Source organism: Pandoraea bronchicola (assembly GCF_902459805.1).
Lineage (GTDB): Bacteria > Pseudomonadota > Gammaproteobacteria > Burkholderiales > Burkholderiaceae > Pandoraea > Pandoraea bronchicola.
In genome coordinates this window covers 1-23,039 of record NZ_CABPST010000012.1, presented here as the reverse complement: position 1 = coordinate 23,039, position 23,039 = coordinate 1, and the positions used below count along the sequence as shown (strand labels likewise).

Genomic DNA, 23,039 nt, shown 5'->3' with positions numbered 1-23,039 from the left:
TTGGCCTCTAAAAAGTGAAGGTGATCAGTGCTTTTTATAGCAGCGATCATTCGGATCCGGACTGAAGCCACCGGCGATGCATCCGCCGGGCATTGACAGATCAAGCGGAATAATTTCGTCGTGCCACTGGTTGCTCCAGTCCTCCGTCTTGCTGAAGTGCATGGCGACATTTCCATTGCCGTCATGCGCAATATTCTGTGGGCACACGATACGTGAGGGATCGTTATCAGCGGTGAGCACGGCAGGGAACGCGTTGACCACGTGCGAGTTGGCAAAATCTGCATAATCGTTTCGAACGGCGACGATGATGAAGTTGAGATTCGCCGTATTGCCGCCCCCAAAGGGCGTGGAATCCGCTGCCGCACCGACGGTCAGGCGGTAAGTAGCAAAGCTCCCGACGTTCGGTTGACCTGCCAGGTTATAGCCGGTGCTCGCGCCCCCGCCCGACCAGTTGACGTCGCGAACGATTGCGTAACACAAGGAATGTCCGGCTGGCGGTGTCGCCAATATTTGCATTCCGCCGGTAGCGGTTTCGCCGCAGCCATTCGGGTCGAGCCGGCAAGTGATGTTGGCAGCGGTTCCGGATTCCACATGAACACTTCCGCGCAGGGTCTTGATGGGATACAGGACCGTCGGTGCTTCAGCGCGAACTTCCTGATAGGCCGAAAGGACAAGTGAAAACGAGAGGGTTGCCGAACACGCGATTGTCTTGATGGAAAAGAGCGGCATTTCTGTCCCTCCTCGTCGAGCCAAATTCTTGCGTTGTGACGTTTTGCATTACCTACAATAGTTCATGGCTGTGCTTCTCGTAAGGACTGAGAGTATCGTCTTTTCGGATTACATCGTATTTCTTGCCGATGTCATGGGAGGGTGTATGGGGCGAGCGGCGAACCTACGGCTTGTGGTACAGAGCGCCCTAGCAGGGGTGACGCTTCGCTCGGATGGAACGTGGGAGACGTCCGGCGACCCTCACAACTTGCTGGGTGTCGACGGCGGTACGTGGGAGCACAGTTTTCCTCAGGACACAAAGCTCGTGTCGGCCGCAGGTGATCTGCTGGCGCTGGTCAACTTCATGCTGAACACCGCGAATCCAGACGGTACGCAGCACGATGCGTTGCAGATGCTCACGCCTGCATCGTCGGCGGTCGGCGATTATTACGTACTGAGCGTCATTGACACTTGAATGCGCAATGCGAGGGTGATGAATCCTTGCCTCGAAAGCCCGCGACGGTGAACGCCTCGCGGGCTTTGTCGTGTCTGGCTACCGGTCCAGCGATCCAGACGCATGGAACGTCATGCTTTCGAGCGATCGGAGCGCTTGCACCAGGCATTGTCCATCCACCCGCCGCGCGAAGTTCCCCCAATGGGGTGCCAGCAAGCTGGCGGCCGCAATGTCGTCGAAGTCCTGTGGCATTGCCGTCTTCCCCGACATCGTTCGCAACGACGACGGCAACCCAACGGCCGCGAGAAAGCTCGCCATATCGGCAAGCGTCGCATCGTCGCGCCCTTCGAGGACAAGCTGAACCATCACACCGTAGGCCACATGCTCACCATGCAGTGCGCCATGACCATGACGCGAGCGCATGAGCCCGCGAGTCATGGCATGGGCAACGGACAGCCCGCCGTTTTCGAATCCGAGCCCGGACATCAGCAGGCAGGCTTCGACCGTTTGCCCGAACGCCGCGTCGGGTGTGCCACGACGCATGGCCGCGAGCGCGGCAACTGCGTCCTGCCGGAGCGTATCGTAGGCGGCGCGCGCGATCACGCGAGCAAGTGCCGGTGCTGTCGCGCCCAGCATGTTGCGGCTGTCCGCCTGTGCCGCCGCATCGGCTTCAAACCACTTGGCCAACGCGTCGCCAATCCCGGCCGACATCATCCGCACCGGAGCGCCGATCAGGACGTCGATGTCGACAAGCACTGCGACAGGGTTCGCCGGCATTCGCTCCACGGCCACCATGCGGTGCTGGTCGTCATAGATCGCGTAAGCGCGGCTGGTCGGCGCGTCGTTCGACGCCACCGTCGGCACGGATATCATCGGCAAACCATGCGCCACCGCCACCCCCTTGGCCATGTCGATCGCCTTGCCGCCGCCAATGCCAACGATGACGCCGACGTCGTTCGGTACGCGCGCAGCCATCGCGTCGATGGCTGCATATGTGATCTCGCCGTCGAACGTGTTTAGCTGCAGCGCCGAATCAACCAGTGCCTGCAAGCGGGGGGTGAGCCACGATGCCACCGCAACATCGGACACATACCAGGCGGGCCCGGCATGACGACGAGTGAGGTCGGGCAGGTGCGCAAGCGCGCCGCAGCCCTGAAGGTAGTCGCCTGGCGCAACGAAGCGGACCAGGGAAGGCGTGTCGCGTGTCGAGGTTGCCGCGAGTGGCATTGCAAACTCCGTTCGTGGTACGTGAGACTCCCGTGAGCGTTCACCTCGCGCTGTGCGAGGCACGCGTCACGATCCATGATCTTGCGCGTTGTACGCGACTGACTACCGAGGGCGCGACGCGATATCGCGCAACGTCGTCTTGAGCACTTTCCCCATCGGATTGCGGGGCAATGCGTCGACGAAGCGGATGTCGCGCGGCACCTTATAGTCCGCAAGCGACGTCGACAGGGTGCTGCGCAGGGCATCCTCGTCGAGCGAGCATCCGGCACGCAGCGCCACGAAGGCCACGAGGTCTTCGCCGAGCCGCGGGTGGGCGACAGCAACGACCGCCGCCTCGAGGACTTCGGGCACGCGATGAATCGCGTCTTCCACTTCCACCGAGCCGATCTTCAACCCGCCGCGGTTCACCACGTCCTTCAGGCGGTCGACATAGTAAAGAAAGCCGTCGGCGTCGAGCTTCCCGAGATCCCCGGTACTTACCCAGCGACCATCCATCGATTTGTCCGTCGCATCGGCATCCGCGAAATAGCCCACCATGTTTGCGGGACTGCGCACGCAAATCTCGCCCACGTCGCCGATGGCCGCGTTGCTGCCGTCAGGCAACGTGATTCGCAATTCGCACAACGGCATCGGTCGTCCAATGGCCCCCGGGTGCGTCGTAAAGTCGTCGGGGGCCATCAGGGCGCCGGTCGGTCCGGTCTCGGTCAAGCCGTAGTTCTGCCGCTGGTCGACGCCGGGAAAGCGCGCTTGCAGTCTCGCGATCGCATCGAGTGGCATAGCGGCGCCGCCATAGTCCCAAAGGCGCAGGTGGGGGAGTTTGAGCCCGGGGCGGCGCTCGATCGCATCGATCAGGAAGAGCAGGTGCGCGGGCACGCCGAGATAGACTGTGGTGCGACGCTCTCGCATGCGCTCAAGGATCTGGACGGCATCGAAAGCGGGCTCGGTAATCATGGTCGCGCCTGCCCACAGCGAAGCCATCAGTGTGAATTGCGTCCCGGAGCTGGTGAAGAACGGAATCGCGTTATGGAAGACGTCGGTCGACGTGAGGCCCAGCGCCCGGCTGAAGATCGCACCGGTCGCCAGCGCAGTGGCGTGCGTGTGCATGACGCCTTTGGGCCGTCCCGTCGTTCCCGACGTGAACAGAATATTGGCGAGCGTGTCCGGCGGGATTTCCGGGCGCTCCGGCGCGGCGGTCGAGCTACCCGTCAGCAGGGTTTGCCACCGATGCCAGGGCGACAGCGCTGCCATCGCATCGAGCACGATCTTCACTTTCAGATCGTTGGCTTCGGCGAGCGAGTCCAATCGTGCCGCGAAGTCGGCGTGCGCGACAACGCCATCGATTCGGGCCAGTGAGAGTGCCTGAGCGACCTCGTCCGGCGTAAAGCGCGGATTGATCGGCACCAGGGTCGCACCCAGCCGCAGTAGCGCCAGGTAGATCAGGATGCATTGCGCATGCGCTTCGCCGCGCGCGATGACAGCGATTCGGTCATTCGCGCGCACGCCGATGCCCGCCAACGCATTGGCGAGTGCCACGGTTTGGGTGCGCAGTTCTCCGTAGGTCAGCCGTACGCGCAGCGTGCCGACATCGGCGACGCTCGGCGCATCGATGGCCACATGGTCGGTGCGATGTTCCGCGTGATGATCGATCAGTGCATTCACATCAGGAAACGCGGATAACGCTTCCTCCAGCATGGCATCGGGGTGTCTCGCCTGAGCGCTAGGGCAGGGCGGCTGCGGAAAGGACACCGATGCCCGGGATGACGAGCGCGGTGCCGTAACGGGGCGTGTGGTCATGGCTGCGCCACCTCCAGTGCGGAGAAAACGCCCGTGGCACGCACCAGCAGACGCTGGCCTGCGCCGCGCAGTACACAGGTGGAGAACCGCAACCGTCCATGCGACTTGTCCATCGTCACCGTCGCCTCGATCCATTCGCCGATGTGCGGACTCGCGATGAAGTCGAGATTCAGACTGACGGTGCCGAGCCGCCAGCGCTCCGGTGCGTCACCGAGGATGTTGATGCCGATCGCATAGTCGGCGAGCGTGGCGAGCATGCCGCCGTGAACGCCGCCGAAGCGATTGCCGTGTTGCGGCATGGCGAGGCACCCGATGATCTTTGCCGCCACGTCGGGCGGGGCACCGGGTGGCTTCGGCGCAGCGTACACGGGGCCCACGGTTTCCATGAACCGTTCGGGCGCGACGGGGACGAAGCCGGCGGGGATGTCCGTCGGTTCGGCAACGTGCCGGGCCTGCGCCAGAGAGAGATGGCCTGGCACGCTCATGCGACGCTCCGTTGCTCGCCGGGCATGCCGCTCGACGGCAGAGCGTCGCCGGGCCGCGGATGACCGGCTTCGGACAACGCATCGATCACGCGTGCACGCCGTGCGAGCCACCAGCCGTACTGCGCAGGCCATGCGTCGAACGCCTCGCCTTCCAGCGTCCTGCGCGCATGCAGTGCCCAGTTCGGATCTTCCAGCGCTTCTCGTCCGATTGCCACCAGATCGGCGTGCCCGTCGGCCAGAATGCGCTCGGCCTGGTGGGCGTCGACGATCAGGCCGACGGCCATCGACGCCACGTCCGCTTTCGCCCGCACTTCACTCGCATACGGCACCTGAAAGCCATACCCTCGCGGCAGGCGGTTGGCGGCGGTGGCCAGACCGGAAATTCCCCCGGAAGAGCAATCGACGAGATCGACGCCCACGGCGCTCGCAGCCCGGGCAAACGCCACGGTGTCGTCGAGTGAGTAGCCGCCATCGATGCCATCGACGCTGGACACGCGCAGCAGCAACGGCTTGCTTTGCGGCCACGCCGACCTCACGCGTCGGATGACCTCGAGCGGCCACGCCATCCGTCGCGCGGCATCGCCACCCCAGGCGTCGTCCCGGGTGTTCGCAATCGGCGAGAGAAACTCGTGCAGCAGATAGCCATGTGCCGCGTGCAACTCGATCACATCGAACCCAGCGCGCGCCGCCCGCTGCGTTGCGGCGACGAAGGCGAGTGCCACCGACTCGAGCGTTGCGCTGTCCATCGCTGCAGGCGTTGGCCAATCGGGACCCGCCGACGTGGCCGATGGCGCGATGGTCTCCCAGGGGGTTTCTCCGCGTTCGCGCTCTCGCTGCGTGAGTTGGGCGTACCCCTCCCAAGGGCGCTGCACGCTACCTTTGCGACCCGCGTGGCCGATTTGCAGGGCGGGCACCGCGCCTTGGGCGCGGATAAAGTCGGCAATTCGTGCGAGCGGCGCAATCTGCGCGTCATTCCAAAGGCCGAGGCATCCATACGTGCCGCGCCCGCGCGGCTCAACGGCGGCCGTCTCCACGATCACCATGCCCGCACCGCCTTGCGCAAGCTTGCCGTAATTGACGAGATGCCAGTCGTCGGCAATGCCGTCCCGTGCGCAATACTGGCTCATGGGGCTGATGACGACCCGGTTCGGTAGCGTGACGGCGCGCAACGTCAACGGCGAGAACAGGTGCGAGCGGGCAGGCGATTTAGCGTTGGCAGACATGGAAACTCCCGAAAACGTGACTAGCGTGGCGGCATCGACGCCCGCGACAGGCGCGACGTCGGACTGGCTGCGCCGGTGGATGGCGCAGCCTTCGGCAAAACGGCTTCGACGGTGGGGCTCAGTCGGGGTGCGTCAGGCGGCTGTGGTCGCGATAGACGTGGCAGACGTGGAGGGCGCCTCGGACGCGACAGCCTCCGCACTGCGTGTGCGCAGCACATGCTTGAGGATTTTCCCCGACGGCGTTTTCGGCATGGCCTCGACCACGAAGAGCCGCTCGGGAAGCTTTTGTTTGGCCAATCGGGCCGTCTCGAGCCATTCGATCAGCGTCTCGAATGTGAGCGACGTTCCTTCACGCAACACCACCCACGCGCAGGGCGTTTCGCCCAGACGCGCGTGAGGCATCGCGACGACAGCCGCTTCGGCGATGGCCGGGTGCGTGTGCAGGATGTCCTCGATCTCCTTGGGGCTCAGGTTCTCGCCACCGCGAATGATCAGGTCCTTCTTGCGGCCGGTCACCGTGATCACACCGTCATCGGACACCCAGCCCAGATCGCCGCTGCGGAAGAAGCCGTCGGCGTCGAACGCGTCGAGCGTGTCGGTGTCGCGGCAGTAGCCGAGCATGATCTCCGGCCCTCGCGCCAGAATCTCGCCCACTTGCCCGGCGGGCAACGGTGCGCCGGTGACGGGGTCGGCGATGCGCACCTCATTGTTGAAGATGCGGCCATCCGTTTCTGCGCCGATGGTTTGCTCGCCACGCTGGTTCACGCCAAGCGAGACGGTCGGCGTTTCGCTGCTCCCATATACGCGGCAGAAGACACAATCCGGCATGATGCGCGCAGCGCGATGGACTAGCTCCGGCGGCACCGGGGCGCCGCCGCTGGCGAACATGCGAAACGCCGGTAGCGGCTCGCCACTTTGCGCGACGGCGTCGACGAATTCGGCCAGGAAGGGCGTGGCCGCGACCGTGAGCGTCGCGTGCTCGCGGCGGGCGAGCGCCACGGCGGCCGTCGCTTCCCACTGGTCCATCAGCACGGCGCGAACGCCGGCAACGAAAACGTAATCGAGTGCGTAGGTATAGCCGGTAATGTGCGTGACGGGAGACGGCATGAACACGACGTCGTCTTCGTCGACGTGCCAGAAACGCGACACCGCATCGAGTTCAGTGGCGAGCGTGTTGTGGCTATGCAGCACGCCTTTCGGGCGACCCGTCGTGCCGCTGGTGTACAGCGCGAGTTTGACGGCGTTCGGGGAGACATCGAATGCCTCCCACGGTGCGGCGTGGTTCCCGAGTGTGGAGAAGTCCGAGAGTCCGTGTGCGCCTGGTGTTTGCGCACGCACGGTCACGATCGGGGTGCGAATGTTCGAGGTGTGCGCGAGACGTTGCATCATCGCCAGATAGTCGATGCTGCGAAAACGCTCCGGCAGGAAGATGACGCTGGAATGTGAGTCGTCGAGGATGAAGCCGACCTCGGCGTCGCGGTAGATCGGGACGATCGGATTCGCTACCCAGCCGCCCATCGCTGCGGCGAGGTTGACGACCACGGCCTCCCACCAGTTGGGCAACTGAAAACTGACGACATCGCCGGGAACGAGCCCCATGTCGCGCAGTCCGGCAGCGATGCGTCGGGCTTCGGCAAACAAGCGCGCATAGGTCATGCGATGCACGCCATCCACCACGCAGACGCGCTCGGGCGTGGCGCCGGCCCGCTGCTGCGCGAGTTGGGCGATGGTGGTATTGCGCCACGCACCGCTGGCCGTGTATTGATCGATCATCTGCGCCGTGAGGCGCGTCGTCCAACCGCTTGCATCTTTGCTCATACGAATCCCGTTGCTTTTATCGTCTGGCGAGCCGTTACACATGAACCGGTGCACGCAATGTCCACCGCTCACGCATTCAACCCGCATCGCGGGCAGGGCGTCCGTGTCTCCCCGGACATGCCTGTACTTCATGACTGCAAAGACGGCGCAGGCCGTCAATCACTGCTGTTCAAATCCACGCCCTTGATGACTGCGCTCGCCGACGCGATACGTCAGTCGCGGGTTGTCCGGCGTATCACTTGAGGCCGTTCTTGACGAGCTTCATGTACGTCTCGACCACCCAGTCCGGCAGTTTTCGGGTTTTCTCGCTCCCCTTGACATAGCGCAGGTAGAGATAGCTGCGTGCCGACTGGAACACATAGGCGAGTGCTTCGAGTTCCTTGCCTTTGAAGAGACGGATTTCACCGCTCTCCACGCTGCGCTGCAGCGATTTCACATAGTGTTCGGTCAACAGCTTCATGTGCGCCGTGTGCGCGACCGGGGCCGCCACTTCGGCCTCGTTCAGCACGCGGAAAAAGCCGGGATTGCTGCGCAGGTAGTCGAAGAACGCACGAAACCCCCGTTCTTCCACCTCGTAAAAGGTGGCGGCGCCGCGCACTTTCTTGCTGATGTAGACCAGCAGGTCGGCGCCCACATGGGGCAGCAGTTCGTCGAACAACGCCTGACGCGATTCGAAGTACAGATAGAACGTGCCTTGCGCAATGCCGGCGGCCTCGGTGATGCGACCAATCGACGCGTCCGCGTAGCCGTACTGGCCGACCACCTGTGCCGCTGCCTCGAAGATCTTGTCACGCAGCGCTGCGGCACGGGCTTCGCGCGTCGGGCTACGGCGTCGGCGGGGGGCGGCGCTGACCGTGCCGCCGTCGGTTTCGTTCTCGAGTGTGTCTGTGCTCATGGCGATTTCACTTTGAATAGGGGGCGCAACGTGCAGCCGGCATCCTACAGTGCCAGATACCGTTCGGCGATTTCCGGATGCTCATCGTACTCGTCCCAGGTGCCGGAAAACACGATGTTACCGGTGTCCATGACATAGACGTATTCGCTGCACTGGCGGGCAAACCACACGTTCTGTTCGGCGACGAGCAACGCGGTCCCTTCTTGCGCGCAGGCGGCTCGGATCTGCTCGGCCATCTGGGCGACGATCAGCGGTGCGACGCCTTCCGTCGGCTCGTCGAGCAGCAGGCAACGGGGTCGAGTGACCATGCCGCGCGCAACGGCAAGTACCTGCTGCTGCCCGCCGGACAACTGGTTGCCGCCGCGCGAGAGCAGGTCGGTGAGCAGCGGAAACAGTCGGCAGCTCTGCGCGACGTCATGGCACACATGGCCGGGACGCGCCCCGTGCCGGGCGAGCGTGAGGTTCTCCGCGACGCTCAGATGGCCGAAGATTCGACGATCCTCGGGGACGAACCCCAAGCCACGCTGAATGCGCCGGTGGGTGGCGACATTGGCGAGCGATGCGCCGTCGAACACGATCTCACCTGTCACGCGAGGGCCGGCATCGACGATGCTCTTGAGCAGCGTACTCTTGCCCGCACCGTTGCGCCCGAGCAGGGCGACGCCCTGGCCGGCGCCAATGCTCAGGCTGACGTCGTTGAGAATCACACTGTCGCCGTAATAGGCGTGAACGTTCCGGATATCAAGCATGCTCGTGTCCCAGGTAGACCTCACGCACGATCGGCGAGGCACGCACGGCTTCCGGCGTACCCGAGGCGATCACCTGCCCATAGTTGAGCACCGTAATGTGATCGGCAAGCGCGAACACCACACTCATATCGTGTTCGGTCAGCAGGATCGACATGCCGAGTTCGCGTCCGATGCGCTTGAGCAAGGCCACGGCCGAGATCCGGTCGCCCGGGGACATGCCGGCCATCGGTTCGTCGAGCAGCAGCATGCGCGGCTGCAGCGCCAGCGCCATGGCCAGCTCCAGGCGTTTTCTTTCTCCGTAGGCCAGTACGCCCGCCATTTCACCGGCGCGGGCTTCGAGCCCGACCGTGGCGAGCGAGGCCATCGCCTGCGTGCGAAGCGCGGCGGCCGGGGCGGGTTGCACGAAGCGCCATACGCTGCGACGCAGCGCAGGCGATCCGCCCGTCTCCAGCGCCAGCACGACGTTGTCGATGACGCGCATTTCGCTGAACACTTTCGCGACCTGGAACGTGCGGCCAATGCCCTGGCGAACGCGCCGGTAGCCCGACCACCGGCTGACATCCTGCCCCTCAAAGGCGACCTCGCCGCGATCGGCCAGCGCCTCGCCGGAAAGCACGCGAAACAGGGTGGTCTTGCCCGCGCCGTTAGGACCGATGACCGCGTGCGTCGTCCCGGGCGCGACCGAGATCGAGACATCCTTGAGCACCTTGACCGTCCCGTAGTCCTTGAAGATGCCCCGGGCGCACAGACTGGCTTGCGCAAGCGCTTGGGTAGCGAGTGTCATGCGTCGGCCTCCGCACGATGGGTGAGCGGTGTCGCATTGCCGGTGGCGGCCGATCCCGCGGCCTCCGGTGCGACACGTGTGGGCAAGGGCGTCGGCAAGGCGCGTCGGCGCAGCAGATGGACAATGCCGCCGGCAATGCCGCCCGGGAAGGCGAGCACCACGACGAGCAGTGTGGTGCCGATGACGACCTCCGACAGCCCCACGATGTTGCGCGTGGCGTGTTCGAGCCCGAGGAACAGCATCACGCCGAGCACCGGCCCCCAGAAGTACGCCGTGCCACCGAGCAGGCAGAACAGTATCGGCAGTGCCGAATACGTCCAGTGAGCGACCTCCGGCGTGAGCAGTTGCGCGAGCGGGGCGTACATCGCGCCTGCCAGCCCGGCGCCTGCACCGCTCACGGTGAACGCCGCGAGCCGGGCGAGATGCACGTTCGCGCCGAGGAATGCCATGCGATCGGCGTCCTGACGAATCGCGCCGAGCATCCGGCCGAACGCCCCGTGCCACATCAGCCACGCGCCGAATCCGAATATCACGGCGAGCGCGAGCAGTACGTAATACAGCGAGGCGCCCTGGTTCAGGTCGATGCCCAGCAGGGAAGGGCGCACGATCCCGGTCATGCCGTCTTCGCGGCCGAGCCAGTCGGATTTCGCAATCACGATATGCAGCAGCTCGGCCAGCGCGAGCGTGAGAATCGCGAAGTAGTTTCCGCTGGCGCGTCGCAAGGCGACGAAGCCGATCAGGGCCGCCATGATGGCACCGGCGGCGCCGCCGGCCAGCAAGATGGTCGCGAGCGACACGCCGGGTAAGTCGCGCAGCAAAATGCCTGCGGCGTACGCGCCTGTGGCGAAATACGCGGCGTGTCCGAAGCTGACCATGCCCGCGAGACCGAAGATCGTGTTGAAGCTCAGGGCGAAGACGATCTGCACGAGCGCTACCCCTGCGAGAAACACGAACCCCTGGTCGGCCCACGCCGGGACCGACGCGAAGAGCACGAGCAGCAGCGCGAAGATGAGCACGTCGGCGCGGCGCGCATTGCCGCGCCCGTGAAGGAAGGCGTTCATCGCAGACCTCGCATCAGCCCCTGCGGGCGAATGAGCAGGATTGCCGCAAGAGAAACAAAGAAGAAGAGTCCGGGCACATCGGGCACAAAGCGGTCTCCGAACGAGGTGACGAGGCCGAGCAGGACCGAAGCGATAAACGCGCCGCGGATATTGCCCAGCCCGCCGACGATCAGCGCGCCGAAGGCCTGAATGATCAGCGCGCTGCCCATCGCAGGCGAGAGGCTCTGGTTGATCGACAACAGCCCCCCGGCCAGTCCCGCGAGCGCGAAACCGCACACAACGGTCCATGCGAACACGGCCTGGACATTGATCCCCAGCAGGCTGGCCATCCACGGGTCGACCGCCACCGACTGCACTCGTTTGCCGATGCCGGTGCGATGCAAGATGACGTCCATCGCCAGAAACACCACGACGCCGCAGACGATCACGCAAACCACGAAGGTCGGCACGATGACGTCGCCCAGGCTCAGTGCACCGCCCAGTGCCTCGGGCGGTGGAACGCTCAGGAAGTCGATGCCCCAGATCAGCTTCACCACACCCTGACACAGGATCAGCAGCGCATACGTGGCGATAAGCGAGTACGCCTCGCTCACCGCCCGCAGGCGTCGGAAGACAACGCGCTCGACCACGGCACCGAGCACCCCGACCGCCGCCGCACAGACGACGGCGGTGCCGAGGAACGACCACAGGGAGTCGGCCTGGAGCCGCGCCCCGATGGCATAGGACAGATAAGCGCCGATCATCAGGAAGCCGCCGTGTGAGAAGTTCAGCACGTGCAGAATCCCGAAAACCAGCGACAGGCCTGCCGCGGTGAGGAACACGGTCATTCCCCACGACAGGCCGTTTATCAAGGTCAGCGCAAACTGATCCATGTGAGGCTCCACGAAGCGTCAGACAGTCACGTACTTGAACGTGAGCGCTTTGCCGGGCGTCGGCGGATCGACAAAGTCCTTGCCGTCCTTCTTGATGAACTCCAGCACCTCGAAACCCGCGCTCGCCGACTTGCTTCCGCGCAAGCGGTACATCAGCACCGGCTTGATCGCCTGGTGGTCTTCCTTGCGGAAGTAGCGCGGCCCACACGTGGTGTCGAACGTTTCCGATTCGAGCGCCTTGATGACTGCCTGCGTTTCGGTCGTGCCGCTCGCCTGGATGGCTTTGGCATAGGCCATCACGGCGGCATGCCCCTCACCGACCCATCCGGTCGGGAAGGCGTCGCCGTTGGTGCGGCGAATATGTTCCTTGAGCACCGCGTTCGACATCGGCAGATCGGTGAAGGCGCCCGCATACCAGTGGGTGCCGCACCACATCTCGGGCATCTCGCTCTTCATTGCCTTCGCGACGACGAACTCGTTCGCCGGATCGATGATGACTTTCGCCTTCTTGAAGAAGCCGTAAGGCAGTGCCTGTTTGAACAGCGTGACGGCATCGCCGCCATACACCGACACGAGGAAGCCTTCGGCGGGCAAACCCATCGCCGAGCCGATCACATTGCGGTAGTCGGTAGCGCCGTACTGCGTGCGCACGGCCTGGGCGATGGCGGGCTTGGCCTTGGCGACGGTGGGGTAGTACTCGAGCAGCCCTTCTTCGAAGCAGTTCCATGTGGTGCGGCCGTATTCGTGATCGGGGATCACGCCGCTCCAGCGCGACACGCTGCCATAGCGTTCGGCGACCGCCGCCGCCATGAAGCGAAGCTTCATGTACGGGTTGTCGGTCACGCGGAAGTAATGGCGGTTGAAGTTCTCTTTGGTGAGCTTGTCGGAGTGGGCCGCGCAGGTGATCAGGATGGCCTTCTGCTGTTCGAGCATCGCCGTGAGGGCCAGCGCCACGGCGCTCGACACCACGCCGAGCTGAAGATTCACGCCATTGCCGGCGAGTTCGCGCGAGGCGATGGTCGCATCGGTCGGCTTTGCCTTGTCGTCACGCACCACCAGTTCCAGCTTGCGGCCGTTCACGCCGCCCGCCTGGTTGATCTGATCCACGGCAATTTGCGCCCCCATCAACATGGGCTGGCCCAGTGGGGCCTGCGCGCCGGTCAGCGAGGAAATGAATCCGAGCTGGATGGGGCCGCCAGTCTTTGCCTGCGCGCGTGCCAGCGAACTGGCCAACGGACCTGCACCCGCGAGCGTGACGCCCGCGCCAGCGATTTTGAGCACGTCTCTACGATTGATTGCCACGGTTGTCTCCTGATGGTTTTACGTTATGACTGCTTGCTGTGTCCCGCCTGCTGCGTGATGACTGCCGGATCGGGCGACGTCTCCTAGGCTGTCGCCACGTCGCCCGAACCACCAAAGGCACTCCAGCCGCCATCGACGGGCAACTCCACCCCGCTGACGAAGGAGGCCAGGTCCGATACGAGAAATGCGACGACCTTCGCGATCTCGTCGGGCTGACCGAGGCGCGCCATCGGCGTGCGCCGCTGCAGGCGCTCGAGGTCGATCTTGTCGTCGCGGCAAAGGGCGTCGACCAGCGGTGTCGCGATATAACCGGGGGCGATGCAATTCACGCGGATGCCCGATCCGCCCCATTCGCAGGCGAGCGCGCGCGTGAGGTTGGCGACGGCGGCCTTCGCCGGGCCGTAGGCGGTACGCCGTGGAAAGCCGCCCAATGAGGTCAGCGACGAGATGTTCACGATCGTGCCCCGATTGGCCGGCAGCATGTGACGGCCTGCGGCGCGACACGTCAGGTAAGTGCCTCGCAGGCTGACGTCGAGGACCTTCTGCCACACATCGGCATCCTGCTCGATGGTCGGGACCAATTGATCGGCAATCCCCGCACAGGTCACGACCGTATCGAAGACGAGGCCGCCGGTTTGCGCACAGCGGATCGCCGTGTCGACCATGCGGGTGATGTCTGCCTCCTCGCGCACGTCACCGCGGACATACGCCGCGACGCCCGGCGTGCCGGTGGCATGTGTGCCCGGCCGAGCCGCCGCAGGCAGGTGATCGGCGTCGGCACGGTCGGCAATGACGACGGTGGCACCGTGTGCGACCAGACGCTGCACGACGGCCAGACCGATGCCGCTCGCCCCGCCGGTGACCAGCGCGACGCGTCCGTGCAGTGCAATGCGATCATCGATCGTGTCGACGGGCTTGCCGCTGTGTTCTGCGTTGAGCGCGTTCATTGGCGTGCCATCCATTTGTAGATGTTGTTGCGCTGAATCGCAGAGGAGCCGCCGATGATCGGCAGGCCGAGGGCGTCGCGCACATAGCGCTCGACATCGAAGTCCTTCACGTAGCCATAGGCGCCGAAGATGGTCTGGCATTCGAGCGCGATGGCTTTGCCCGCTTCGGTGGCGAACAACTTGGCCATCGACGTCTCGCCCGAGCAGGGGCGATGTTCGTTTGCCAGATGCGCTGCGTGGTACAGCATCAGACGCGCGCCATGCAACTGCGTCTTCATGTCGGCCAGCTTATGCTGGATCGACTGGTAGTTGCCGATTGCCTTGCCGAATTGCTGGCGCTCTCCGGCGTAGGCCCATGCGTCGTCCAGCGCGGCCTGACCGATGCCGATGGCCATCGCGGCAACCTCGAGTTTCTCCACATCGAGTCCCGAGCCCACGACCATCGGCCAGGCATGATTCCATCCCGCCTCGCCGCCGACAATGGCGTCGAGCGGCAGTTCGACATCGCTGAAGGTGACATCCGTGGTCGGAAATCCCTTGAGACCCATGCCGTTGATCAGCTCGATCGTCACCCCCGGGGTGGACGGCGGAATCAGCAGCAGCGTGAGATTGCGATGGCGCTCGCCTTCCGGGCCGGTGCGCACGAGCGTGTAGATATAGTCGCTGTGCGCGGCGCCGGAGCAAAAGCGCTTTGCGCCATTCACGACGATCCGGTCACCCCGCCGCTCGGCACGCGTGCGAATCGAGGCGAGGTCCGACCCGACATCGGGCTCGGTCCAGCCGTAGGCGAAAATCATCTTCCCCTCGACTACGCGCGGCAGGATCTGCGCCTTCTGTGCCTCGGTGCCGCACTCGTCGATGTTCATGCCCGCGTAGCAGGCGGCGTTGATGTAAGGAATGGCCACGGCCAGGCTGCGACGCGCAAGCTCTTCGATGACGACCATCGCGCCGACGATATCGCGTCCGAGGCCGCCATACGCTTCCGGTACGGTCAGGCCGAGTACGCCCAGGCCGGCGAGCTTGTCGAAGACATCGCGCGGAAACGTGTTCGTCTTGTCCCATTGCGCCACGCGATCGCGAGGCATCTCTTTTTCGACGAAGCGACGCAGGGTGTCGCGCAGTGCGCGGATGTCGTCGGATTCCGTAAAGTCCAAGTTGAACACTCCTTAGTGAATTCGATCACGTGGCGCGGCGCGCCGACGTGTCTTGCGCGGTCTTGCCGTGGGCGTTGCCGGCGCTTTCGTGCCCCTGTGGCGGTCTTATTCGCCGGTAAAGATCGCGGCCCGCTTTTCACGGAATGCGTTGACGGCTTCCTGGTGATCGCGCGTGACATTCGAAAGCGATTCGTAGGCGAGGCACGCGTCCATCATCGAATGTGCGAGTTGCTTGAGTCCGATGTTGGTGGCCATCTTCGTCCAGCGGATCGCCTTGATGGCGCCGGCGTTGAGTCGGTCGGCGTAGCTGTCGACGAGTGCGTCGAGTTCCTCGCCGTCCACGGCGCGATTGATCAGTCCGATGCGCGCGGCGTCTTCTGCGGGCATGAGATCGCCGGTCAGCAGATATTCCTTGGCGCGTGCATAGCCGATCAGCTGCGGCCAGATCACGGCGCCGCCGTCGCCTGCGACGAAGCCGACGCTCACATGCGGGTCACCGATCTTGGCGCGCTTCGAGGCGAAGATCAGGTCGCAGAAGAGGGCGATGGTGGCGCCCAGCCCGGTGGCGTGCCCGTTGACCTTGGCGATCACGGGCTTCTCACAGTCCAGCAGCGAATAGACGATCTGCTTGGCTTCGCGTGCGGTCTTTTCGAAGCGGGCAGGAACGTCGATGGCTTCCTGCATCCAGTCGATGTCGCCGCCGGCACAGAAGGCACGGCCGGCACCGGTGACGACGATCAGATCCGATTCGGGGTCCCGCGACGCGTCGACGAACACCTGTGCGAGTTCCTCGTGCATCTGCGCATCGACCGCGTTCAGGCTGTCGGGGCGATTCAGGGTGATCGTAAGTACGCGGTTGCGACGAGAGAAAGTGATCGATCGGTAAGCTTCGAAATTCATGATGTCTCCTGGCGTTTGACGTTGACATGCCCGATGGCGATGGCGTTGACTCATGCCGCGCGCACGGCGCGACGACGAATGCGCTCACAGGCCGGCATTGGTCCACTTGTAGATGTTGTTGCGCTGGATCGCGGACGAGCCGCCCATGATCGGGATCAGCAATGCGTCGCGCACGTAGCGCTCCGCGTCGAATTCCTTCACGTAGCCGTAGGCGCCGAAAATCGTCTGGCATTCGAGCGCAATTTCCTTGGCCGCTTCGGCAGCGTAGAGTTTGGTCATCGAGGTTTCGACCGCGCAGCGCTCGTGCCGGTTGGCTTTCGATGCCGCGTGATAGAGCATCAGACGCGAGGCGTGCAGTCGGGTCTGCATGTCGGCGAGCTTGTGCCGGATCGACTGGTACTCGTTGATGGTTTTGCCGAACTGGCGACGTTCGTGGGCGTATTGCCATGCGTCTTCGAGCGCTGCGGTCGCGACGCCGACGGCGACGGCTGCCACCTCTAGCTTCTCGACATCGAGCCCCGAGCCCACCAGCATCGACCAGCCCTGATGCCAGCCGGCGTCGCCCCCGATGATGTTCGACGCGGGGACCTCGACGTTCTCGAACGTGACGTCGGTCGTGGCGGCGCCTTTCATGCCCAGGCTATCGATCGGGGTGATCGTGACGCCGGGGGTGTTGGGCGGCACCAGCACCATCGAGAGGTTGCGATAGCGATCGCCTTCGGCGCCGCTGCGCACGAGAGTGTAGATGTAATCGCTGATGGCCGCGCCGGAACAGAATCGCTTCGCACCGTTGATGACCACCTTCTCGCCCACACGTTCCGCGCGGGTCTTGACGCTCGCCAGGTCGGCGCCGATGTCGGGTTCGGTCCATCCGTAAGCGAACATGAGACGCCCGTCGACCACTTTCGGCAGCAGGGCTTCTTTCTGCGCTTCGGAACCACATTCCACGAGGTTCATTCCCGCATAGCACGCTGCCATGATGTAAGGCACCGAAACGGCCAGGCTGCGGCGCGAGAGTTCTTCGATGGTGATCATGGTGGCGACGATGTCGCGACCGGCGCCGCCGTATTGCTCCGGCACGGTCAGCCCCATCACGCCGAGCGTGGCGAGCTTGTCGAAAACGTCGCGTGGAAAGTGATTCTCGCGATCCCAGCGCGCTGCCGCTTCGCGCGGCATTTCCTTCTCGACAAAGCGGCGCAGCGTAGCGCGCAGCTGTTTTGTTTCGGTTGTCTCGGCGAAATCCACTTCGTCTCCCTCCAGCGTGCTGTCGATGTTGTCGATGGATGGAGTTTCCGATAACATGATTTATGAGTCAATAGTCATTAAATGATTATTGAGTCATTTTAGGGTTAACGTTGAGCGCTGGTGAAAACCGTCAGCGGGGACCGGTCGGCGAGGGCGGCATCGGGGGGGGATCGGGTGCCGGTGAAGACGCAATGGGCGGTGAACTGACGGGAATTTTCCGAAGGGGCGCCCGGGCAAGGGGATAACCGAAGGGGGAGTTCGATGAAGGTGCTGGTACCGGTCAAACGGGTAGTGGATTACAACGTAAAGGTTCGGGTGAAGAGCGACGGAAGTGGCGTCGACATCGCGAACGTGAAGATGTCGATGAATCCGTTCGACGAAATCGCGGTGGAAGAGGCGGTGCGTCTGAAGGAAGCGGACGTGGCGACCGAAGTGATCGCGGTGTCGGCAGGCGTGGCGCAGTCGCAGGAAACGCTGCGTACGGCACTGGCCATCGGCGCGGATCGCGCGATCCTGATCGAGTCGGACGAAGAGCTGCAACCGCTGGCGGTGGCCAAGTTGCTCAAGGCGCTGGTGGACAAGGAGCAGCCGCAACTGGTGATCCTGGGCAAGCAGGCGATCGACGACGACTCCAATCAAACGGGTCAGATGCTCGCGGCGCTCGCGAAGCTGCCGCAGGCAACGTTTGCCTCGAAGGTAAGCGTGGCGGACAACCGGGCGCAGGTCACGCGCGAAGTGGATGGCGGTCTGGAGACCGTGTCGCTGTCGCTGCCGGCGGTGATCACGACGGATTTGCGTCTGAACGAGCCGCGTTACGTGACGCTGCCCAACATCATGAAGGCGAAGAAGAAGCCGCTGGAGACGGTGAAGCCGGCGGATCTGGGCGTGGATGTGAGCCCGCGCCTGAAGACGCTGAAAGTGGCCGAGCCGCCCAAGCGCAGCGCGGGGGTGAAGGTGGCGGACGTGGCAACGCTCGTCGAGAAGCTGAAGACCGAAGCCAAGGTCATCTAAGGAGACGACGAGATGAGCATTCTGGTAATCGCAGAACACGACAACCAGTCGATCAAGGCGGCGACGCTGAACACGGTAGCGGCGGCGCTGCAATGCGGCGACGACGTGCATGTGCTGGTCGCGGGCAGCAACGCGAAGGCGGCTGCCGATGCGGCCGCGCAGATCGCGGGCGTGAAGAAGGTGTTGCTGGCCGATGCGCCGTACTTCGGCGACGGTCTGGCCGAGAACATCGCTGACGAGGTGGCGTCGCTTGCGGGCGGCTACACGCACATCCTGGCCAACGCCACGGCGTACGGCAAGAACATTGCGCCGCGCGTGGCGGCATTGCTCGACGTGGCGCAGATCTCGGACATCACGAAGGTCGACAGTGCCGCATTTGATCGTGATGTGTTCGAGCGTCCGATCTACGCGGGCAACGCGATCGCGACGGTGCAAAGCGCGGACAAGATCAAGGTGATCACGGTGCGCTCGACGGGCTTCGACGCGGTGGCGACCACGGGTGGCAGCGCAGCGGTGGAGTCGGTGGCGGCGACGCCGGACGCGGGTGTGTCGCAGTTCGTGGGCCGTGAGGTGACGAAGCTGGACCGTCCGGAACTCACGAACGCGAAGATCATCGTCTCGGGTGGTCGCGGCCTGGGCTCGGGCGAGAACTATACGAAGGTGCTCGAGCCGCTAGCGGACAAGCTGGGTGCGGCGCTGGGCGCGTCGCGCGCGGCCGTGGACGCAGGCTACGTGCCGAACGACTATCAGGTCGGTCAGACGGGCAAGATCGTGGCGCCGCAGTTGTACGTCGCCGTAGGTATCTCGGGGGCGATCCAGCACTTGGCCGGGATGAAGGATTCGAAGGTGATCGTGGCGATCAACAAGGATCCGGAAGCGCCGATTTTCTCGGTGGCGGACTACGGTCTGGTGGGGGATCTGTTCGCTGCCGTACCCGAATGGGTGAGTGGAACTTAGTGCCTGCGCCGTGCGAGTGATTCGGGGCACTCGCTCCAACAACGTATCAACGTCTGCCTGTTCAAGGAAATCCGGTCAAATGAGTGAAATTACGATTGGCATCGATGACGGCGTTCTCACGATAATTTTCAATCGCCCTGCGTACAAGAATGCGCTCACCGCCGAGATGTATCGGATCGTCACGAAAGCGATCAATGCCGCTGTTGAAGATCCGGATGTGCGTGTCTGTGTGCTGCGTGGGAATGACTCGGTGTTTACTGCGGGAAACGATATCCGGGATTTCTTGACGCATCCCCCGACTGCCGATGATGGGCCTGCGTTCGCGTTTCTCCGAGCGCTCGCCGAGTTTCCAAAACCGATGGTCGCGCAGGTCTGTGGGCCTGCCGTCGGGGTAGGGACAACGTTGTTGTTTCATTGTGACTTCGTGTACGCGGCGGATAACGCGACGTTTTCGATGCCTTTTGTCAATCTGGGGCTTTGTCCCGAAGCCGGGTCCAGTCTGCTCGGCCCGTTGATGCTGGGCTATCTGCGAGCTGCCGAGATGTTGCTGCTGGGCGAGGCGATTTCTGCGGCCGATGCGCGTGCCCATGGATTGGTGACCCGTGTTCTCCCTGTCGCAGAATTGAGTCCATACGCCGAGAATCAGGTGCGAAAGCTCGCGGAGAAACCGCTTTCGAGTCTGGTCGAGACGAAGCGGCTCATGAAGGCGGGTCAACGTCTCGCAGTGGCGCGGCAGATGGCGGAGGAAGAAGCCGCCTTTATCTGGATGCTGAGCGAGCCGGCAGCACGTGAGGCACTGGGCGCGTTCCTGGAGAAGCGAAGGCCGGACTTTCGGTGTCAGTCCTCAAACGCTTGATTGAACGAGCCCGTATTAAAAATGCTGCGTAACGCGACATCAATTCGCCACAGAATGCCTCGATAGAGAAAATGGAGGTGCTGGATGACCCTGACACCCGTTACGCTCCTGTCTTTCCTGATCCCCGTTTGCATGGTCGTGGCGCTTGCGCTGAATCTGTCGCGACGGAAGTTCAAAGACAAAGCCATAGGCAAAGTCGATGCGTGGAAATGCAGCGTCGCGCGAATGCGCTCGATCACCTGCTCGAACTGCTGCGGCGTAAGCGTGCCGCGGTTACTCAGCGCCTGCATGCGCCGCTACAGCGCCATCTGAACCACTATGCACAGCTGTTGTTTCCGCAGGCGACGCTCGAACTAGGTGAGGACTTCGTGCCGCGTTTGCTCAACCGGCCAGGCACGGAGGCGGGCGACTTCCACGATATGAGTTTCGGCGCACGCGAGCAGATGGGCATGATCAGCCGTCTAGCCTACGCAGACCTGCTCAAGGAGGCTGGGCGGCCAACACTGATCATGCTCGACGACGCCCTTGTGCACAGCGATGACGGGCGCCTCGCGCAGATGAAGCGCGTACTGTTTGACGCGGCGACGCGGCATCAGATACTGCTGTTCTCCTGCCACCCAGAGAAGTGGCGCGACTTAGGTGTTGGAGCCCGTTCGGTCGAAGAGCTGCGAGGTGGCTAATATAAAAGGCGTCAGAGCACAGTCTCAAGCCGCTTCCGGCCCGTCGGGCATCGTCCAGTGGGCTACAATGACATCCAGCAGTCTGGTGTTGCAGTGGCTGCGCCCCGTTCCGTTCGAGCGTTGACGTGGGGTCGGGTAACCTGACCCTACCCCAGAAAACAGTACCACTGAAAAGTAGAAAATCCGGCATGATTTTGACAGTTTGAAACGGAAGACATGCCATGAAGACGAGCAAGTTCACGGAAGCACAGATCGCGTTTGCTTTGAAGCAAGCGGAGCTGGGTACGAAGGTCGAAGAGGTGTGCCGTAAGCTGGGGATCAGCGAGGCGACCTTCTACAACTGGAAGAAGAAGTACGGCGGCGTAGGCCCGTCCGAGCTTCGCAGAATGCGCCAGTTGGAAGAGGAGAACATGAAGCTCAAGCGCTTGGTTGCCGATCTGAGCCTGGACAAGGCGATGTTGCAGGATGTCCTGTCAAAAAATGTATGGTCCGCCCCGGCTTTGCAAGGCGAGCGTTGTCGATCCGACGCATGTCAGTTTGCGTAAATGTATCCGGCCTCTCGCGAGTCGAACGCTTTTGGCGTTCAGGCCATGATGAGATCTGCGCGTACCGTTCCTAATAAGTTGGCCCGGGCTTGCTAGCCCGCTTTTTTGACCAAGGCTTACAGCACGCCAGTCAACTGTTGCGTCATCTCGATTCCACGTCCCTGCAAACTTGAGGTCGGTTCGGTTTTAAAAGCGTGGATCCGTTTTTTCGTACAGGGCGCCTGGACGCGTGAGAACAACCCACGCGACTCGGGCGAGCTTGTTGGCCAACGCTATCACGACCTTGTTGTGATGCATCCTGCTCTCGAGCGTATCGAGCCATCGCCCGAGCCGATCTTTTGAGCGGTCCAGATGCATCAGACAGGATTGAGCACCCAATACGAGTAAGCGGCGCAGGTACGTATTGCCGCGTTTGCTGATACCTAGAAGCGTTGGCTTACCACCAGTCGTATGCTGACGCGGAACGAGGCCGATCCATGCAGCCAAGTCGCGTCCGCTGCGGAACTGCTTGCCATTTCCAATGGCTGCGCACAAAGCGCTTGCCCCAAGCGGGCCAATTCCCGGAATCGTCGTGAGGCGCTGTACAACGTCATCGTGCTTAGCGGACGCTTCGATCTGACCGGAAAGTGTGATGACGCGCTCGTCTATGCGCAGGAAGTCCGACCACAGATCCGTCAGCAGCTGTCGCATGGTCGGCGTCAAATCGTTGGAATCATCTGCGAGAATGCGAGTCGCATCGCGTCGGAACGTGCCGATACCAGTGTGGATGGCGATGCCGTATTCGAGCAGAAAGCAGCGAAACTGACTCACAATCGCCGTGCGCTGGTGAACGAATTGGGCTCGCACACGATGTAGCGCTTGCATATCAAGTTGCTCGTGGCGTTTGACAGGGACGAAGCGCATTGTTGGGCGCGTTACAGCTTCGGCGATTGCCTCGGCGTCGAGGGTGTCATTCTTGTTTGACTTCAGGTAGGGCTTGACGAATTGGGCTGGTATCAACTTGACGTCGTGGCCGAACGCGATCAGTTTCCTTGCCAGCCAATGCGCTCCAGGACAAGCTTCCATGCCCACGCGCGCGGGAGAAGCTGTCGCAAAGAACTGTAGCAACGCGTCACGGCGAAGCTTGATTCTCAGTATGGGCCGTCCATGCTGGTCGGCTCCGGCGATGTGAAATGTCGTCTTGCCCAGGTCGACACCGTAGACGGCGCAGCTGTGAGGAACGATACGCATGATCATTCTCCAACGGTTTCGGGGGCTTCAGTATCCCCCTTCGGGGAGGGGCGGACCATCCTATTAGCTCTGAAGCCTTCTCGCAAACGGGCACTGATCGACGAGTTGCGTGATCGGTATCGGGCAAGCCTGACCAAAGTGT

The 23,039-nt window shown here is 63.1% G+C and carries 22 protein-coding genes and 1 pseudogene; 6 read left to right on the top strand and 17 right to left on the bottom strand.

From position 1 onward, the window contains the following. Positions 1-24: 24 nt before the first annotated feature. A complete protein-coding gene (locus PBR20603_RS19025) occupies positions 25-729 on the bottom strand; it encodes a hypothetical protein (protein WP_150561064.1) in 705 nt (234 codons plus the stop codon). A 64-nt stretch (positions 730-793) separates the two neighbouring features. Between PBR20603_RS19025 and PBR20603_RS19020 the strand changes: the two genes are divergently transcribed. Beyond that, entirely contained in the window at positions 794-1,183 is a 390-nt protein-coding gene (locus PBR20603_RS19020; protein ID WP_150561063.1) for a hypothetical protein, read from the top strand. 78 nt (positions 1,184-1,261) lie between these two features. On the opposite strand, the gene PBR20603_RS19015 is transcribed toward PBR20603_RS19020, so the two are convergent. From PBR20603_RS19015 to PBR20603_RS18945, 15 genes are all read right to left on the bottom strand, one after another. Continuing rightward, positions 1,262-2,389, bottom strand: coding sequence for an iron-containing alcohol dehydrogenase (locus PBR20603_RS19015; protein ID WP_150561062.1), 1,128 nt, complete (start codon positions 2,387-2,389; stop codon positions 1,262-1,264). Positions 2,390-2,491: 102 nt separating this feature from the next. Continuing rightward, entirely contained in the window at positions 2,492-4,183 is a 1,692-nt protein-coding gene (locus PBR20603_RS19010) for a class I adenylate-forming enzyme family protein (protein WP_174977987.1), read from the bottom strand. Continuing rightward, entirely contained in the window at positions 4,180-4,668 is a 489-nt protein-coding gene (locus tag PBR20603_RS19005; RefSeq protein ID WP_174977986.1) for a PaaI family thioesterase, read from the bottom strand. Before PBR20603_RS19005 ends, PBR20603_RS19010 begins: the two co-directional genes overlap by 4 nt. Further along, positions 4,665-5,891 carry an NADH:flavin oxidoreductase/NADH oxidase gene (locus PBR20603_RS19000; RefSeq protein WP_150561059.1) on the bottom strand — a complete coding sequence of 409 codons (1,227 nt, stop codon included), beginning with the start codon at positions 5,889-5,891 and terminating at the stop codon, positions 4,665-4,667. The genes PBR20603_RS19005 and PBR20603_RS19000 overlap by 4 nt, the downstream gene beginning before the upstream one ends. A gap of 132 nt (positions 5,892-6,023) precedes the next feature. Further along, positions 6,024-7,709, bottom strand: coding sequence for an AMP-binding protein (locus PBR20603_RS18995; RefSeq protein ID WP_150561058.1), 1,686 nt, complete (start codon positions 7,707-7,709; stop codon positions 6,024-6,026). Between the two features lie 235 nt (positions 7,710-7,944). Next, positions 7,945-8,604 (bottom strand): TetR/AcrR family transcriptional regulator, encoded by a 660-nt coding sequence (locus PBR20603_RS18990; protein ID WP_150561057.1) that lies wholly within the window; start codon positions 8,602-8,604, stop codon positions 7,945-7,947. Positions 8,605-8,648: 44 nt separating this feature from the next. Next, positions 8,649-9,353 carry an ABC transporter ATP-binding protein gene (locus PBR20603_RS18985; protein ID WP_150561056.1) on the bottom strand — a complete coding sequence of 235 codons (705 nt, stop codon included), beginning with the start codon at positions 9,351-9,353 and terminating at the stop codon, positions 8,649-8,651. After that, positions 9,346-10,137 (bottom strand): ABC transporter ATP-binding protein, encoded by a 792-nt coding sequence (locus PBR20603_RS18980; RefSeq protein WP_150561055.1) that lies wholly within the window; start codon positions 10,135-10,137, stop codon positions 9,346-9,348. Before PBR20603_RS18980 ends, PBR20603_RS18985 begins: the two co-directional genes overlap by 8 nt. After that, positions 10,134-11,198 (bottom strand): branched-chain amino acid ABC transporter permease, encoded by a 1,065-nt coding sequence (locus PBR20603_RS18975; RefSeq protein ID WP_150561054.1) that lies wholly within the window; start codon positions 11,196-11,198, stop codon positions 10,134-10,136. The genes PBR20603_RS18980 and PBR20603_RS18975 overlap by 4 nt, the downstream gene beginning before the upstream one ends. Next, positions 11,195-12,070 carry a branched-chain amino acid ABC transporter permease gene (locus PBR20603_RS18970; protein WP_150561053.1) on the bottom strand — a complete coding sequence of 292 codons (876 nt, stop codon included), beginning with the start codon at positions 12,068-12,070 and terminating at the stop codon, positions 11,195-11,197. The genes PBR20603_RS18975 and PBR20603_RS18970 overlap by 4 nt, the downstream gene beginning before the upstream one ends. A gap of 18 nt (positions 12,071-12,088) precedes the next feature. Beyond that, on the bottom strand, positions 12,089-13,372 hold the full coding sequence (locus PBR20603_RS18965) for an ABC transporter substrate-binding protein (RefSeq protein WP_150561052.1): 1,284 nt from the start codon (positions 13,370-13,372) through the stop codon (positions 12,089-12,091). Between the two features lie 83 nt (positions 13,373-13,455). Continuing rightward, positions 13,456-14,319 carry an SDR family NAD(P)-dependent oxidoreductase gene (locus PBR20603_RS18960; protein ID WP_150561051.1) on the bottom strand — a complete coding sequence of 288 codons (864 nt, stop codon included), beginning with the start codon at positions 14,317-14,319 and terminating at the stop codon, positions 13,456-13,458. Beyond that, positions 14,316-15,473, bottom strand: a complete 1,158-nt coding sequence (locus PBR20603_RS18955; RefSeq protein ID WP_150561050.1) for an acyl-CoA dehydrogenase family protein — start codon at positions 15,471-15,473, stop codon at positions 14,316-14,318. Before PBR20603_RS18955 ends, PBR20603_RS18960 begins: the two co-directional genes overlap by 4 nt. 105 nt (positions 15,474-15,578) lie before the next feature. Beyond that, positions 15,579-16,373, bottom strand: coding sequence for an enoyl-CoA hydratase/isomerase family protein (locus PBR20603_RS18950; RefSeq protein WP_150561049.1), 795 nt, complete (start codon positions 16,371-16,373; stop codon positions 15,579-15,581). Between the two features lie 84 nt (positions 16,374-16,457). Further along, positions 16,458-17,675, bottom strand: a complete 1,218-nt coding sequence (locus PBR20603_RS18945) for an acyl-CoA dehydrogenase family protein (RefSeq protein ID WP_150561048.1) — start codon at positions 17,673-17,675, stop codon at positions 16,458-16,460. A 204-nt stretch (positions 17,676-17,879) separates the two neighbouring features. Here PBR20603_RS18945 and PBR20603_RS18940 point away from each other — a divergent pair, with 204 nt between their 5' ends. From PBR20603_RS18940 to PBR20603_RS18920, 5 genes and pseudogenes are all read left to right on the top strand, one after another. Then, a complete protein-coding gene (locus PBR20603_RS18940; RefSeq protein WP_150561047.1) occupies positions 17,880-18,629 on the top strand; it encodes an electron transfer flavoprotein subunit beta/FixA family protein in 750 nt (249 codons plus the stop codon). 12 nt (positions 18,630-18,641) lie between these two features. Next, on the top strand, positions 18,642-19,586 hold the full coding sequence (locus tag PBR20603_RS18935) for an electron transfer flavoprotein subunit alpha/FixB family protein (protein ID WP_150561046.1): 945 nt from the start codon (positions 18,642-18,644) through the stop codon (positions 19,584-19,586). Between the two features lie 79 nt (positions 19,587-19,665). Then, positions 19,666-20,442, top strand: a complete 777-nt coding sequence (locus PBR20603_RS18930; protein ID WP_150561045.1) for an enoyl-CoA hydratase — start codon at positions 19,666-19,668, stop codon at positions 20,440-20,442. Positions 20,443-20,645: 203 nt separating this feature from the next. Further along, on the top strand, positions 20,646-21,122 hold the full coding sequence (locus tag PBR20603_RS18925) for an ATP-binding protein (protein ID WP_246174840.1): 477 nt from the start codon (positions 20,646-20,648) through the stop codon (positions 21,120-21,122). Between the two features lie 221 nt (positions 21,123-21,343). After that, a pseudogene (locus PBR20603_RS18920) lies at positions 21,344-21,607 on the top strand (transposase); the annotation flags it as partial. A 246-nt stretch (positions 21,608-21,853) separates the two neighbouring features. Here PBR20603_RS18920 and PBR20603_RS18915 read toward each other — a convergent pair. Next, complete coding sequence (locus PBR20603_RS18915; RefSeq protein ID WP_174977985.1) at positions 21,854-22,897, bottom strand: IS110 family RNA-guided transposase; 1,044 nt, start codon at positions 22,895-22,897, stop codon at positions 21,854-21,856. Between the last annotated feature and the right edge of the window lie 142 nt (positions 22,898-23,039).

What these genes read in the sequence shown, in the direction of transcription:
- PBR20603_RS18995 (WP_150561058.1), bottom strand. Translation starts at nt 7,709, where the DNA reads ATGAGCAAAGATGCAAGCGGTTGGACGACGCGCCTCACGGCGCAGATG.
- PBR20603_RS18945 (WP_150561048.1), bottom strand. Translation starts at nt 17,675, where the DNA reads ATGTTATCGGAAACTCCATCCATCGACAACATCGACAGCACGCTGGAG.
- PBR20603_RS18915 (WP_174977985.1), bottom strand. Translation starts at nt 22,897, where the DNA reads ATGCGTATCGTTCCTCACAGCTGCGCCGTCTACGGTGTCGACCTGGGC.
- PBR20603_RS18975 (WP_150561054.1), bottom strand. Translation starts at nt 11,198, where the DNA reads ATGAACGCCTTCCTTCACGGGCGCGGCAATGCGCGCCGCGCCGACGTG.
- PBR20603_RS18960 (WP_150561051.1), bottom strand. Translation starts at nt 14,319, where the DNA reads ATGAACGCGCTCAACGCAGAACACAGCGGCAAGCCCGTCGACACGATC.
- PBR20603_RS18970 (WP_150561053.1), bottom strand. Translation starts at nt 12,070, where the DNA reads ATGGATCAGTTTGCGCTGACCTTGATAAACGGCCTGTCGTGGGGAATG.
- PBR20603_RS18980 (WP_150561055.1), bottom strand. Translation starts at nt 10,137, where the DNA reads ATGACACTCGCTACCCAAGCGCTTGCGCAAGCCAGTCTGTGCGCCCGG.
- PBR20603_RS19020 (WP_150561063.1), top strand. Translation starts at nt 794, where the DNA reads ATGGCTGTGCTTCTCGTAAGGACTGAGAGTATCGTCTTTTCGGATTAC.
- PBR20603_RS18985 (WP_150561056.1), bottom strand. Translation starts at nt 9,353, where the DNA reads ATGCTTGATATCCGGAACGTTCACGCCTATTACGGCGACAGTGTGATT.
- PBR20603_RS18950 (WP_150561049.1), bottom strand. Translation starts at nt 16,373, where the DNA reads ATGAATTTCGAAGCTTACCGATCGATCACTTTCTCTCGTCGCAACCGC.
- PBR20603_RS19000 (WP_150561059.1), bottom strand. Translation starts at nt 5,891, where the DNA reads ATGTCTGCCAACGCTAAATCGCCTGCCCGCTCGCACCTGTTCTCGCCG.
- PBR20603_RS19025 (WP_150561064.1), bottom strand. Translation starts at nt 729, where the DNA reads ATGCCGCTCTTTTCCATCAAGACAATCGCGTGTTCGGCAACCCTCTCG.
- PBR20603_RS18990 (WP_150561057.1), bottom strand. Translation starts at nt 8,604, where the DNA reads ATGAGCACAGACACACTCGAGAACGAAACCGACGGCGGCACGGTCAGC.
- PBR20603_RS19015 (WP_150561062.1), bottom strand. Translation starts at nt 2,389, where the DNA reads ATGCCACTCGCGGCAACCTCGACACGCGACACGCCTTCCCTGGTCCGC.
- PBR20603_RS19010 (WP_174977987.1), bottom strand. Translation starts at nt 4,183, where the DNA reads ATGACCACACGCCCCGTTACGGCACCGCGCTCGTCATCCCGGGCATCG.
- PBR20603_RS18930 (WP_150561045.1), top strand. Translation starts at nt 19,666, where the DNA reads ATGAGTGAAATTACGATTGGCATCGATGACGGCGTTCTCACGATAATT.
- PBR20603_RS19005 (WP_174977986.1), bottom strand. Translation starts at nt 4,668, where the DNA reads ATGAGCGTGCCAGGCCATCTCTCTCTGGCGCAGGCCCGGCACGTTGCC.
- PBR20603_RS18935 (WP_150561046.1), top strand. Translation starts at nt 18,642, where the DNA reads ATGAGCATTCTGGTAATCGCAGAACACGACAACCAGTCGATCAAGGCG.
- PBR20603_RS18940 (WP_150561047.1), top strand. Translation starts at nt 17,880, where the DNA reads ATGAAGGTGCTGGTACCGGTCAAACGGGTAGTGGATTACAACGTAAAG.